The following is a 13,112-nucleotide window of genomic DNA, read 5'->3' on the forward strand; positions in this document are numbered from 1 at the left end:
GGAGAAAATAAGTGGCCTTGGATAAAATCCGTTTACGCGGGGCGCGAACTCATAATCTAAAAAATATTTCTATTGAAATTCCACGTGACCAATTGGTTGTTATTACTGGGCTTTCTGGATCTGGTAAATCATCGCTAGCTTTTGATACGCTTTATGCTGAAGGGCAGCGCCGTTATGTCGAATCACTGTCTGCTTATGCACGGCAGTTTTTATCCATGATGGAAAAGCCTGACATTGATCACATTGAGGGCCTTTCACCCGCTATTTCCATTGAGCAAAAGTCCACTTCCCATAATCCACGCTCTACGGTGGGTACGATTACCGAAATATACGACTACCTGCGCCTACTTTATGCACGTACTGGTATTCCACGTTGCCCAGAGCACCAAGTGCCTTTAGAAGCTAAAACCGTATCTGAAATGGTCGATGAAGTTTTAAAGCTGCCTGAAGAATCGCGTATTTTAATTTTAGCGCCGGTAATACAAGACCGCAAAGGCGAACATCTAAACTTACTGGCCGATTTACGCGCTCAAGGTTTTATTCGTGCCCGTATTGATGGCGCGGTCGTTGAGCTAGATGAAACACCTACTTTAGATAAAAAACGCAAACACACCATTGAAGTAGTGGTTGACCGTTTAAAAGTTAAGCCAGATCAACAATTACGTTTGGCTGAATCATTTGAAACAGCATTAAATCTTTCTGAGGGCTTGGCTTTGGTTAGCTTTATGGATGGCAGCCAGCCAGAAATGTTATTTTCTGCCAGCTTTGCGTGTCCACATTGTGGTTATGCCGTGGCTGAATTAGAGCCGCGTATTTTCTCTTTTAATAACCCTGCTGGTGCCTGTCCAACGTGCGATGGTTTGGGCGTAAAACAGTTTTTTGATGAACATAAATTAGTCGTCGCACCCGAACTGTCTTTAGCAGAAGGCGTTATTAAAGGCTGGGATAGGCGCAGTGTTTATTATTTTGGAATGTTAAATAATATCGCTCATCATTATAAGTTTGAACTAGAAACACCTTGGCAACAATTGCCCAAAAAAGTGCAGCAAATAGTGCTGCATGGGAGTGGTACTGAAGCAATTGATTTTAGCTACATGAACGATCGTGGTAAGAAAGTGCTAAAAGCACACCCATTTGAAGGCGTTATCCCTAATCTTGAGCGCCGTTACCATGAAACCGACTCCAATAGTTTGCGTGAAGATTTATCCAATTTATTAACCACTCAAGCTTGCCCAACCTGTAAAGGCAGCCGTCTTAAAGAAGCATCACGCAATGTATTTGTAGGTCAAACAGCATTACCTGAAATAGTAAAAATGTCGTTAGGTGAAGCCCGTGATTATTTTTCTGAATTAAAGCTTGAAGGCCGCCGAGGTGAAATTGCTGTACGCATACTGCAAGAAATTGTTGAACGCCTAACCTTTTTAGTAAATGTGGGGCTAGATTATTTATCACTAGATCGCAGTGCTGAAACGCTTTCTGGTGGTGAAGCGCAACGCATTCGCTTAGCGAGCCAAATTGGCGCTGGCTTAGTTGGCGTGATGTATATTTTAGATGAGCCTTCGATTGGCCTGCACCAACGTGATAACGCGCGACTGCTACAAACCCTAACTCACCTGCGCGATTTAGGTAACACCGTTATTGTGGTAGAGCACGATGAAGATGCTATTCGTCAAGCCGACTGGTTAATTGATATTGGGCCAGGAGCGGGTGTGCATGGCGGACAAATTGTGGCACAAGGTACACCAGCCGAAGTAATGGCAACTAAAGGCTCAATAACCGCAGACTACTTAACGGGGCGCCGTAAAATTGAAATTCCTTTCCCTCGCCACTTAAATAACCCTGACAAACAATTAGTTATCCACAAAGCCAGCGGTAATAACTTAAAAGAAACCACCATTCGTATTCCACTGGGTTTAATGACCTGCGTTACTGGTGTTTCTGGTTCAGGTAAATCAACCTTAATTAATGGCACACTCTACCCTCATGCTGCCACTTTATTAAATGGTGCAACGACTTTAACGGCTGAACCTTGTGCAAAGATTGAAGGCTTAGATTTATTAGATAAAGTCATTGATATCGACCAAAGTCCTATCGGAAGAACCCCTCGCTCTAACCCTGCAACCTATACCGGTATTTTTACACCAGTGCGTGAATTATTTGCTGGCACACAAGAGTCACGCTCACGCGGCTATAAAGCAGGACGCTTTAGTTTTAACGTAAAAGGTGGTCGCTGCGAGGCTTGCCAAGGCGATGGCATGATTAAGGTTGAGATGCACTTTTTGCCGGATATTTATGTACCTTGTGATTTGTGTAAAGGTAAACGTTATAATCGTGAAACCTTGGAAATTCGTTACAAAGGTAAGAATATTCACGAAGTTTTAAACATGACCATTGAAGAAGCACGTGAATTTTTTACTGCCATTCCAGCTGTTGCTAGACGCTTACAAACATTGATGGATGTTGGTTTGTCTTATATTCGCTTAGGTCAAAGTGCAATTACACTTTCAGGCGGTGAGGCACAGCGGGTGAAACTAGCAAAAGAGTTAGCTAAGCGAGACACAGGCAAAACACTCTACATTCTGGATGAGCCCACCACTGGGTTACATTTTGAAGATATTCGACAGTTACTCATTGTGCTGCATCGTTTAAGGGATCATGGCAATACTTTGGTCATTATTGAACATAACCTAGATGTGATTAAAACAGCCGATTGGATTATTGATATTGGCCCTGAAGGCGGTAAAGGCGGTGGGCAGCTAGTGGCGGAAGGTTCGCCAGAAGAAGTCGCTAAATGTACTGCTTCTTACACTGGGCATTTTTTGGCTAAAACTTTAACGCTCGGTTAAGCGCTAATTGCAAGACAATAAAAAACCGGCTTAGGCCGGTTTTTTATTGATTGATCAAGCGTGCTAATTATTCAGCTGCTTCGTCGGCCACAGGGCGATCAACTAGCTCTACATAAGCCATAGGTGCATTGTCACCAGCACGCATGCCACATTTTAAAATGCGAACATAACCACCAGGACGAGTAGCAAAACGCTTACCTAAGTCTGTGAAAAGCTTACCTACCGCAGCATCAGAACCGGTACGAGCAAAAGCAAGACGACGGTTAGCAACGCTATCTACCTTGGCTAAGGTAATTAGCGGCTCGATAACGCGACGCAATTCTTTAGCTTTTGGCAGGGTAGTTTTAATTACTTCATGTTCTACCAGCGAAATGCTCATGTTTTTAAACATGGCTTTACGGTGGGAACTATTACGATTTAGCTGACGACCACTTTTACGATGACGCATTGTCGTTTATCCTTTCAAACCTTTGGACTTGAATTGACGCTTAGGCAGTTGCCTTGTCGTCGTTCTTCAAACTAGCGGGTGGCCAGTTCTCTAACCGCATACCCAAGGATAAACCACGGGCTGCAAGAACATCCTTGATTTCAGTCAGGGACTTTTTACCCAAATTCGGAGTCTTCAACAGCTCTACTTCTGTACGCTGAATAAGATCACCGATGTAGTAAATATTCTCGGCTTTTAGGCAGTTAGCAGAACGGACAGTCAATTCAAGATCATCCACCGGGCGGAGTAGGACAGGATCAATTTGATCTTCCTCTTCTTCCGGCTCTTGTTGTTTGTCTGCTTCTAGGTCAACAAAGGCAGCTAGTTGCTCTTGGAGAATAGTGGCAGCACGACGGATCGATTCTTCAGGATCCAAAGTGCCGTCAGTTTCCAATTCTAGTACCAGTTTGTCTAAGTCTGTGCGCTGCTCTACACGAGCAGATTCAACAGTATAAGCAACCCGAGTAACTGGACTAAAAGTAGCATCTAACGCTAGACGACCAATCGGACGGGTTTCGTCTTCATCAGTCTGACGAGCATCAGCCGCAACATAGCCACGGCCAGATTGTACACGAAGGGTCATGTTTAATGATGCGCCTTCGTTTAAATTGGCAATAACTAGCTCTGGGTTGATGATCTCTATATCGTGATCACCTTTAATGTCACCAGCAGTAACAACACCCGGGCCTTTTTTGCTCAGCGTCAGAATAGCTTCATCACGGCTAAACATTTTCACCGCAACTTGCTTTAAATTCAAAAGAATCTCGATAACATCCTCTTGAACACCTTCAATAGCACTGTATTCGTGCTCAACCCCTTCTATATCGGCCTCGACAATCGCGCAACCGGGCATCGAAGAAAGAAGAATACGACGCAGAGCATTCCCAAGGGTATGTCCGAAACCACGCTCAAAAGGTTCGAGAATGATTTTTGCACGAGTCGGACTAATGGTCTCGACTTTTATGTCACGAGGGCGAAGAAACTCTGTCACTGAACGCTGCATAGAAACACCTGTTTAGCTGCCTGACGGTTACCCCAATTACTTGGAGTAAAGCTCGACGATAAGGTTTTCGTTAATTTCACCAGAAAGATCCGTACGTTCAGGCTTAGACTTGAATGTACCTTCTAACTTAGTGGAGTCAACTTCAACCCAAGAAACGTCAGAACGCTGACCAGACAATTGCAATGCACTTTTAATGCGTAACTGCTGTTTTGCCTTCTCACGCACGGAAATGACATCACCGGGCTGAACTTGGTAAGAAGGAATATTAACTGTCTTACCATTAACTGTAAGTGACTTGTGGCTTACTAATTGACGTGCTTCTGCACGCGTAGAACCAAAGCCCATACGATAAACTACGTTGTCTAAACGCGCTTCTAGAAGTTGCAGAAGGTTTACACCCGTTGCACCTTTAAGACGATCGGCTGACTTGTAGTAATTACGAAATTGCTTTTCTAGCACGCCATACATACGACGTACTTTTTGTTTTTCACGGAGCTGTAGACCGTAGTCTGATAGACGACCGCGACGCTGACCATGTTGGCCAGGTACTGCTTCAGATTTACACTTCTTTTCATAAGCGGTTACACCACTTTTGAGTAGAAGGTCTGTTCCCTCACGACGAGAGAGTTTACATTTTGGACCTAGGTAACGAGCCATGAGTCTGCCTCCTTATACGCGGCGTTTCTTCGGTGGACGACAACCGTTGTGTGGAATCGGGGTCACATCGGTAATATTGGTGACCTTGAAACCAGCGGCGTTCAGGGCACGAACGGCAGATTCACGACCAGGACCTGGGCCCTTGACCATTACGTCGACGTTCTTCAGACCATACTCGGCTGCCACTGTAGCGGCACGTTCGCTAGCAACCTGTGCTGCGAACGGGGTGCTCTTACGAGAACCACGAAAACCCGAACCACCAGCAGTAGCCCAAGATAGGGTATTGCCCTGGCGGTCAGTTATCGTAATGATGGTGTTGTTAAAAGAGGCGTGGATATGGGCAATCCCATCCACCACCGACTTTTTAACTTTTTTACGAGTACGCGGGTTAGCCATAGTACTTTTTTCCTGAATATTCACGAATGAGCGCGTATTAAAAAACTACACGCACATTGGCTTATTTACGAATTGGTTTACGCGGGCCTTTACGGGTACGCGCATTAGTTTTGGTGCGCTGACCACGAACAGGAAGATTGCGACGGTGGCGAATACCACGGTTACAGCCTAAGTCCATCAGACGCTTAATACTCATGGTTACTTCACGGCGCAAATCACCTTCTACAGTGTAAGCAGCGACTTCACCACGAAGATTGTCGAGTTCTTCAACTGACAAATCACCAATTTTACGAGTTGGTTCAATTCCGGACTTTTTACAGATAGCCTGCGAACGGGTTTTACCAATACCAAAGATATAAGTAAGAGAAATCACCGTATGTTTATTGTCCGGAATGTTGACACCAGCAATACGTGCCATTCAAATTACTCCGATTCCAAGCCGATAATTATCGACTCCAGTTTTTATGTCCATAAAGGGCGAAAAAGCATACCCCTTGACAAGAAAAATATCAAGGGGTTGCTTAACAAGACCTTTTATGATCCTGTCCAGGGATTAACCCTGGCGCTGTTTGTGACGTGGTTCAGTACAAATAACACGAACAGAACCGCGACGACGAATGATCTTACAGTTACGACAGATCTTTTTTACAGATGCACGAACTTTCATCTTCTACTCCTACCTTGCAAGCTGTCTGCCTTAGCGACGTCCATAGCTTTTAAGGTTAGTTTTTTTAAGCAAAGACTGATTCTGGTACTGATGTGACATCATATGTGACTGTAATTGTGCCATGAAATCCATTACTACAACAACGACTATCAAAAGTGATGTGCCGCCAACATAGAAAGGAATGTTCCAAGCCACTTGCAGAAACTGAGGCATCAGAGAAACAGCCGTAATATACAGTGCACCGAACAAGGTTAGACGTGTTACCACCCCATCAATGTATTTTGCTGTTTGATCACCAGGACGAATCCCAGGTAAAAGAGCACCTGATTTTTTCAGGTTATCAGCAATTTCTTTGGGGTTAAACATGAGTGCTGTATAAAAGAAGCAGAAGAATACAACACTGAGTGCAAAAAGCAAGATATAGAGTGGAGCACCTGGCGCTAATAACTGCGACAAATCTTGTAACACCCCAAAACCTTCAGCACTTCCGAACCATTGTCCTAGAGACGCAGGGAACAACAGGATACTTGAAGCAAAAATAGGTGGAATTACACCAGCCATATTCACTTTTAGCGGTAAATGGTTGGTTTGTGCAGCAAAAACTTGATTACCAACTTGGCGTTTAGCGTAGTTGACCGTTATACGACGTTGGCCACGCTCAATAAACACAACGAAGGCAATCGTTGCTACACCCAGAATACCAATCACCAAAAGAGGGATTAGATTCCAAGAACCTTCACTACGGGCGATTTCAAGTGAACTACCGATAGCACCAGGCAAGCCTGCTACAATACCAGAGAAGATTAATAGTGAAATACCATTACCGATACCTCGCTCTGTAATCTGTTCACCTAACCACATAAGGAAGACAGCACCACAAACCAGTGTTGTTACCGCAACAAAATAAAACCCGAAGTTCGCCATATAGACGACGCCACTTTGCCCAGCCAAACCTACTGACATACCTATCGCTTGGAATATAGCCAATACAACTGTGCCGTAGCGAGTATATTGATTAATTTTACGGCGACCGGCCTCACCTTCTTTTTTCAGCGCCTCTAACTTAGGCATTACTGCTGAAAGCAGCTGCATGATTATCGAGGCAGAGATATAGGGCATAATACCCAGTGCCAAGATGCTCATATTTTCAAGTGCACCACCCGAGAACATATTAAACATGTCTAGAATGGTGCCTTTGTTTTGCTCGAAGATGGCAGCAAGCTGGTCAGGATTAATACCAGGTACAGGGACATGAGCGCCTAGACGATAGACAAGTATCGCCAAGACTACGAACCTGAGACGCACCCAGAGCTCGCTTAGTCCACCTTGATTACCTGGTAGGGTTCCTGGTTTTGCCATTTCGTCCTCGACTAGTTAGTCTTCGACTTTACCGCCAGCCGCTTCAATAGCCGCACGCGCACCCTTAGTAGCTTTTACGCCCTGCAAGGTAACAGCACGGTCGATTTCACCGGACAGAATCACTTTAACGTACAGTGTGGAATCTTTAATCACATCTGCAGCTTTTAAAGTTTGCAGTGTAACCAAGTCACCTTCAACCATAGCGATTTCATGTAAACGCACTTCTTGAGTTAGAGGTGCTTTTAACGAAGTGAAACCAAACTTAGGTAGACGGCGTTGAAGTGGCATTTGACCACCCTCAAAACCTGGCTTTACTGAACCGCCAGAGCGGGATTTCTGACCTTTATGGCCGCGACCACCGGTTTTACCGAGGCCGCTACCAATACCGCGACCAACGCGCTTGCCCGCAGGCTTAGAGCCTGGTGCCGGGCTTAGATCGTTTAAATGCATGATTTAAGCTCCTTCAACCTGCAGCAGGTAGGTGACCTTATTGATCATGCCACGTACTGCGGGCGTGTCTTCCACTTCAACCTGATGGCCGATGCGGCGTAGACCTAGACCCTTAACACACAGCTTATGCTTTGGCAAAGTGCCAATGGGGCTGCGTACCAAAGTGACTTTTAATTTCGCCATGGTGTTACCCCAGAATGTCTTCTATGGTCTTGCCGCGCTTGGCAGCAATGTCTTCTGGTGCTTGCATGGCAACCAGACCCTTAATCGTGGCACGAACTACGTTTACTGGATTAGTAGAACCGTAGATCTTAGCCAAAACGTTGTGCACACCTGCTAGCTCTAGTACTGAGCGCATCGCACCACCGGCGATAACACCCGTACCTTCAGAAGCGGGCTGCATGAAGACTTTAGAAGCTCCATGTGCAGCACGGACAGGATGCTGCAATGTGGAACCATCAAGTTTGACGGTTACCATATTGCGACGTGCCTGTTCCATTGCTTTTTGAATCGCAACTGGCACTTCACGCGCCTTGCCACGACCAAAACCAACGCGGCCATTGCCGTCACCAACGACAGTCAGAGCGGTGAACGCAAAAATGCGACCACCCTTGACCACTTTGGCGACACGGTTAACCTGAACTAAACGCTCTAGTAGGTCACCGGCAGTTTTTTCGTTATTCGCCATTGTTACACCCTTTAGAATTCCAGGCCGCCTTCACGAGCCGCATCAGCTAGGGCTTTTACGCGACCATGATACTTAAAACCGCCACGGTCGAAAGCAATGGCAGTGATGCCAGCTGCTTTAGCGCGTTCAGCGATTAACTTGCCAACCTTGGTGGCTGCTTCGATATTACCAGTCGTACCGGTACGCAGACTTCCGTCTAGAGTAGAGGCGCTCGCTAAAACGTGGCCTCCATCAGCGGAGATAATCTGTGCGTAGATGTGACGCGGTGTGCGATTAACACACAAGCGCACTGCACCTAGCTCGCGAATTTTGGCGCGGGCACGGCGGGCACGACGTAAACGAGATTCTTTCTTCGCGTTCATAACCCTGCCTTACTTCTTCTTGGCTTCTTTACGACGAACTAATTCATCGCTATAGCGGATACCCTTGCCTTTATAAGGCTCTGGACGGCGGTAGTTACGGATCTCTGCAGCACAATGACCAAGCAGCTGCTTGTCAGCACCCTTAAGAATAATAAGAGTGTTGCTGGGAGTTTCGGCACTAATACCTTCAGGTAAGGTGTAATCCACCGGATGGGAGAAGCCCAAGGTAAGATTAATTGTTTGCCCTTTAACTTGTGCACGGTAACCAACACCAATGATCTCTAGGTTTTTAGTAAAACCTTCAGATACTCCAATCACCATATTATTGATGAGTGAACGGGTGGTACCGGCAAGCGCCCAGGCAGCCTTGTTGTTTGGGTTGCTAGGAGCAACCGTCACAGTTTTCTCTTCCACTTTTACTTCAACCAAGTTATTTAGGTCGAGTTCTAGTGTGCCATTGCTACCTTTAACAGTAACTTTGCCATCGTTAAGTGTTAGCTCAACTGTAGCAGGCAATTCAATCAATTTCTTTGCTATGCGGGACATTGTAGTCTCCCTTAGAACACGGTGCAGATGACTTCGCCACCGACACCTGCCGCACGAGCTGCGCGATCTGTCATCACACCTTTAGAGGTGGAAACAATCGCCACACCTAAACCTGCATTCACTCTAGGTAAATTATTCTTACCTTTGTAGCTACGCAGACTTGGCTTGCTAACACGTTGGATCTTTTCGATGACCGCTTTGCCTTCAAAATACTTCAAGGTTACAGTCAGTTCAGGCTTAACATCACCCTGGACCTGATAGTCCACGACGTATCCCTCTTCTTTTAGCACACGAGCAACTTCGATTTTCATCTTAGAAGACGGCATGGTAACCGTCTCTTTAGTTGCCATCTGTGCATTGCGAATACGGGTAACCATATCCGCCAGGGTGTCTTGCATACTCATTCGCTTTGCACTCCTGGATCCAGCTTACCAGCTGGACTTGCGCAGACCGGGAACATCGCCACGCATAGCTGCTCTACGCAGTGCGGTGCGGCCCAGACCGAACTTGTTATAGAAACCATGCGGACGACCAGTTTCGCGGCAGCGATTACGCTGACGTGATTGACTAGAGTCGCGTGGCAGCTTTTGGAGTTGCTGAAGTGCTTCCCACTGAGCTTCTTCCGAAGTCTCAGGGTTAACAATAATTGCTTTCAGCTCAGCACGCTTTGCAGCATACTTTTCTACCAATTTGGCGCGCTTCAGCTCACGCTGAATCATGGAAACCTTCGCCATCTAAATCCCCTTACTTCTTGAACGGAAAGCCAAGTGCAGTTAAAAGTGCACGGCCTTCGTCATTGTTACGGGCAGTAGTGGTGATAGTGATGTCTAAACCTCTCACTTTATCAACTTTATCGTAGTTGATTTCAGGGAAAATGATTTGCTCACGCACACCCATGCTGTAGTTACCACGACCGTCAAAAGACTTGGGGTTTAGGCCACGGAAGTCACGAATACGAGGAATCGCAACATCTACTAGGCGGTCGAGGAAGTCCCACATACGCTCTGCACGTAGTGTTACTTTACAACCAATTGGCCAGCCTTCGCGAACTTTAAAGCCTGCGATGGATTTACGAGCCTTGGTTACAATAACTTTCTGCCCACTCAATTTTTCTAAATCTGCGACAGCATTATCCATTAGCTTTTTATCGCTAAGTGCTTCACCAACACCCATATTTAGGGTGATTTTGGTAATGCGTGGTACTTCCATCACATTCTTTAAGCCAAGCTCTTCTTTCAGTTTGGCTGCTACTTCATTTATGTAAAGCTCTTTCAATCTAGCCATACTGATACCTGACTTGATTAGGCGTCGATCTCTGTTTGAGTCGACTTGAAAATACGTACCTTGGAACCATCGTCCAGGACCTTGAACCCTACTCTATCAGCTTTGCTAGTTTCTTTGTTGAAAATAGCAACGTTGGAAGCATGAATGGGCGCTTCGCGCTCAATAATACCACCAGGCTGATTGGCGTAGGGGTTTGGGCGGGTGTGACGCTTGATAATATTCACACCAGACACCACAAAGCGATCGTCATTTAAAACGCGCTTAACAGTACCACGCTTACCCTTGTCTTTGCCTGCAATGACGATCACTTCATCGTCACGTTTAATCTTGCGCATAACCGGCCTCGCTCCTTACAGCACTTCTGGTGCCAAGGAAATGATCTTCATGAACTTATCACCGCGCAGCTCACGTGTTACCGGACCAAAAATACGGGTACCCATAGGGGCATCCTTACCATCCAGAATAACGGCAGCATTGCCATCAAAACGAATAGCTGATCCGTCGGGACGACGAACTGCAGCCCGAGTACGTACTACAACGGCTTTAAGGACCTGGCCCTTTTTCACCTTACCACGCGGGATGGCATCTTTAACGGTGACCTTGATGATGTCACCAACACGTGCATAACGACGGTGTGAACCGCCTAGCACTTTGATGCACATAACACGTTTAGCTCCGCTATTATCGGCAACATCCAGCATTGATTGTGTCTGAATCATAATCTATCTCCAAACTTGAACAGTTGAGAGCATCTGAGTCACCTCAGATACTGTTAGCCTGCTCAACAATCTCAACCAGTTTCCAGGATTTAGTCTTAGAAATCGGACGTGTTTCCTGGATGGTCACGGTGTCACCCATGCGAGCACTATTGTTCTCGTCATGTGCATGTAGCTTAGTGGAGCGGCGAACATATTTACCATACAGAGGATGAGCAATACTACGCTCAATCATGACGATAATGGATTTTTCCATTTTGTCGCTAACCACCTTACCGGTGACAGTCTTAGCTTTCTTTTCGACTTCGGCCATTTTAGTTACCCGCCTTATCGTTCAGCACGGTTTTAACACGTGCAATATCACGGCGCAATTGCTTGAGCAAATGCGATTGGCCAAGTTGGCCGGTCACTTTGCGCATGCCTAGCTGGAATTGCTCACGTAACAAATTATGTAATTGTTCGTTTAGCTCTTCAGCTGTTTTGCCGCGTAGTTCTTGAGCATTCATTACATCACCGTCCGTTTAACAAAAGTTGTCGGGATAGGAAGCTTAGCTGCTGCAAGTGCAAAGGCTTGACGTGCTAACTCTTCAGTTACACCTTCAACTTCATATAGAACCTTGCCAGGTTGGATTAGGGCAACCCAATATTCTACGTTACCCTTACCCTTACCCATACGAACTTCCAACGGCTTACCAGTGATCGGCTTGTCTGGAAAAACTCGGATCCAAATCTTACCACCACGCTTGATGTGACGTGTCATAGTACGACGCGCCGCTTCAATTTGACGGGCTGTTAAACGGCCACGATCTGTAGCTTTAAGACCGAATTCACCAAAGCTGACCTTGTTTCCGCGTAAAGCCAGGCCGCGGTTACGACCCTTATGCATCTTGCGGAATTTTGTACGCTTAGGCTGTAACATCGACTATCCCCTTACTTGGAACCTTTTTTCTTGGGTGACTGCTGCTGTGGCTGCTGAGCTAGCTTAGCAGCGTTTGCACGCACCTCTTCGATCCCGCCCAGGATCTCACCTTTGAAGATCCACACTTTGACACCAATGATGCCATAAGTAGTGTGTGCTTCAGCAGTGGCGTAGTCGATATCAGCACGTAATGTGTGCAGTGGTACACGACCTTCGCGATACCATTCAGAGCGGGCAATTTCTGCACCACCTAGACGGCCACCGACTTGAATCTTGATGCCTTTACCACCGAGACGCATAGCGTTTTGTACCGAGCGCTTCATCGCACGACGGAACATAACACGGCGCTCTAGCTGACCTGCAACACTTTGAGCAACAAGTGCAGCATCTAGCTCTGGCTTACGGACTTCTTCGATATTGATGTGCACAGGCACACCCATCATGTCGGAAACGTCTTTGCGTAAACGCTCAACATCTTCACCTTTCTTACCAATCACAATACCTGGACGGGCAGTATGAATAGTGATGCGGGCATTATTTGCTGGACGCTCAATTTGAATACGACTTACAGCAGCTTGCTTAAGACGTTCTTCTAAGAAGCTACGTACTTTTAAGTCATTATTCAGCTTGTCGGCATAAGCGGAACCTTCAGCATACCAAGTAGATGTATGCTCTTTAACGATTCCCAAGCGTATGCCGGTTGGATTTACTTTCTGACCCATAGGGTTAACT

22 protein-coding genes are annotated in these 13,112 nt (G+C 46.1%); 1 reads left to right on the top strand and 21 read right to left on the bottom strand.

Features of this window, described 5'->3' with window-relative positions:
* Positions 1-17 precede the first annotated feature (17 nt).
* Positions 18-2,846, top strand: a complete 2,829-nt coding sequence (gene uvrA / locus VJY63_RS08435) for an excinuclease ABC subunit UvrA (protein WP_324050011.1) — start codon at positions 18-20, stop codon at positions 2,844-2,846.
* Between the two features lie 67 nt (positions 2,847-2,913).
* Here the strand turns inward: uvrA and rplQ are convergent, their stop codons facing one another.
* The 21 genes from rplQ to rpsC all read right to left on the bottom strand — a co-directional run bounded on the left by rplQ (position 2,914) and on the right by rpsC (position 13,102).
* Entirely contained in the window at positions 2,914-3,294 is a 381-nt protein-coding gene (rplQ, locus tag VJY63_RS08440; RefSeq protein WP_324049900.1) for a 50S ribosomal protein L17, read from the bottom strand.
* Between the two features lie 40 nt (positions 3,295-3,334).
* The gene (locus VJY63_RS08445) at positions 3,335-4,336 is read right to left on the bottom strand and encodes a DNA-directed RNA polymerase subunit alpha (RefSeq protein WP_324049902.1); all 1,002 of its coding nucleotides are present in this window, start codon (positions 4,334-4,336) and stop codon (positions 3,335-3,337) included.
* A gap of 36 nt (positions 4,337-4,372) precedes the next feature.
* Positions 4,373-4,993, bottom strand: coding sequence for a 30S ribosomal protein S4 (rpsD, locus tag VJY63_RS08450; protein ID WP_324049904.1), 621 nt, complete (start codon positions 4,991-4,993; stop codon positions 4,373-4,375).
* A gap of 12 nt (positions 4,994-5,005) precedes the next feature.
* Positions 5,006-5,389, bottom strand: coding sequence for a 30S ribosomal protein S11 (rpsK, locus tag VJY63_RS08455; protein WP_324049906.1), 384 nt, complete (start codon positions 5,387-5,389; stop codon positions 5,006-5,008).
* 61 nt (positions 5,390-5,450) lie between these two features.
* A complete protein-coding gene (gene rpsM / locus VJY63_RS08460) occupies positions 5,451-5,807 on the bottom strand; it encodes a 30S ribosomal protein S13 (RefSeq protein ID WP_324049908.1) in 357 nt (118 codons plus the stop codon).
* A gap of 135 nt (positions 5,808-5,942) precedes the next feature.
* The gene (gene rpmJ, locus VJY63_RS08465) at positions 5,943-6,056 is read right to left on the bottom strand and encodes a 50S ribosomal protein L36 (RefSeq protein WP_324049910.1); all 114 of its coding nucleotides are present in this window, start codon (positions 6,054-6,056) and stop codon (positions 5,943-5,945) included.
* A 30-nt stretch (positions 6,057-6,086) separates the two neighbouring features.
* Positions 6,087-7,415 (bottom strand): preprotein translocase subunit SecY, encoded by a 1,329-nt coding sequence (gene secY / locus VJY63_RS08470; protein WP_324049912.1) that lies wholly within the window; start codon positions 7,413-7,415, stop codon positions 6,087-6,089.
* Between the two features lie 15 nt (positions 7,416-7,430).
* The gene (gene rplO / locus VJY63_RS08475) at positions 7,431-7,865 is read right to left on the bottom strand and encodes a 50S ribosomal protein L15 (protein WP_324049914.1); all 435 of its coding nucleotides are present in this window, start codon (positions 7,863-7,865) and stop codon (positions 7,431-7,433) included.
* Positions 7,866-7,868: 3 nt separating this feature from the next.
* Positions 7,869-8,048 carry a 50S ribosomal protein L30 gene (gene rpmD, locus VJY63_RS08480; protein ID WP_324049916.1) on the bottom strand — a complete coding sequence of 60 codons (180 nt, stop codon included), beginning with the start codon at positions 8,046-8,048 and terminating at the stop codon, positions 7,869-7,871.
* A gap of 4 nt (positions 8,049-8,052) precedes the next feature.
* Positions 8,053-8,553: a 30S ribosomal protein S5 gene (gene rpsE / locus VJY63_RS08485; RefSeq protein WP_324049918.1), complete on the bottom strand. Its 501-nt coding sequence runs from the start codon at positions 8,551-8,553 to the stop codon at positions 8,053-8,055.
* An 11-nt stretch (positions 8,554-8,564) separates the two neighbouring features.
* Positions 8,565-8,915 carry a 50S ribosomal protein L18 gene (gene rplR, locus VJY63_RS08490; protein WP_324049920.1) on the bottom strand — a complete coding sequence of 117 codons (351 nt, stop codon included), beginning with the start codon at positions 8,913-8,915 and terminating at the stop codon, positions 8,565-8,567.
* 9 nt (positions 8,916-8,924) lie between these two features.
* On the bottom strand, positions 8,925-9,461 hold the full coding sequence (rplF, locus tag VJY63_RS08495; RefSeq protein ID WP_324049921.1) for a 50S ribosomal protein L6: 537 nt from the start codon (positions 9,459-9,461) through the stop codon (positions 8,925-8,927).
* Between the two features lie 11 nt (positions 9,462-9,472).
* Positions 9,473-9,865 (bottom strand): 30S ribosomal protein S8, encoded by a 393-nt coding sequence (rpsH, locus tag VJY63_RS08500; RefSeq protein WP_324049923.1) that lies wholly within the window; start codon positions 9,863-9,865, stop codon positions 9,473-9,475.
* A 24-nt stretch (positions 9,866-9,889) separates the two neighbouring features.
* Complete coding sequence (rpsN, locus tag VJY63_RS08505) at positions 9,890-10,195, bottom strand: 30S ribosomal protein S14 (protein ID WP_324049925.1); 306 nt, start codon at positions 10,193-10,195, stop codon at positions 9,890-9,892.
* 10 nt (positions 10,196-10,205) lie between these two features.
* A complete protein-coding gene (rplE, locus tag VJY63_RS08510; RefSeq protein WP_324049927.1) occupies positions 10,206-10,745 on the bottom strand; it encodes a 50S ribosomal protein L5 in 540 nt (179 codons plus the stop codon).
* A gap of 17 nt (positions 10,746-10,762) precedes the next feature.
* Entirely contained in the window at positions 10,763-11,080 is a 318-nt protein-coding gene (gene rplX / locus VJY63_RS08515) for a 50S ribosomal protein L24 (RefSeq protein ID WP_324049929.1), read from the bottom strand.
* A 15-nt stretch (positions 11,081-11,095) separates the two neighbouring features.
* Entirely contained in the window at positions 11,096-11,464 is a 369-nt protein-coding gene (gene rplN, locus VJY63_RS08520) for a 50S ribosomal protein L14 (RefSeq protein ID WP_027849013.1), read from the bottom strand.
* A gap of 43 nt (positions 11,465-11,507) precedes the next feature.
* Positions 11,508-11,774, bottom strand: coding sequence for a 30S ribosomal protein S17 (rpsQ, locus tag VJY63_RS08525; RefSeq protein WP_324049931.1), 267 nt, complete (start codon positions 11,772-11,774; stop codon positions 11,508-11,510).
* 1 nt (position 11,775) lies between these two features.
* The gene (rpmC, locus tag VJY63_RS08530) at positions 11,776-11,967 is read right to left on the bottom strand and encodes a 50S ribosomal protein L29 (RefSeq protein WP_324049933.1); all 192 of its coding nucleotides are present in this window, start codon (positions 11,965-11,967) and stop codon (positions 11,776-11,778) included.
* The gene (gene rplP, locus VJY63_RS08535) at positions 11,967-12,380 is read right to left on the bottom strand and encodes a 50S ribosomal protein L16 (protein ID WP_324049935.1); all 414 of its coding nucleotides are present in this window, start codon (positions 12,378-12,380) and stop codon (positions 11,967-11,969) included. The genes rpmC and rplP overlap by 1 nt, the downstream gene beginning before the upstream one ends.
* A gap of 11 nt (positions 12,381-12,391) precedes the next feature.
* Positions 12,392-13,102: a 30S ribosomal protein S3 gene (rpsC, locus tag VJY63_RS08540; protein WP_324049937.1), complete on the bottom strand. Its 711-nt coding sequence runs from the start codon at positions 13,100-13,102 to the stop codon at positions 12,392-12,394.
* Positions 13,103-13,112 lie beyond the last annotated feature (10 nt).

Source organism: Marinospirillum sp. (assembly GCF_035271045.1).
Lineage (GTDB): Bacteria > Pseudomonadota > Gammaproteobacteria > Pseudomonadales > Halomonadaceae > Marinospirillum.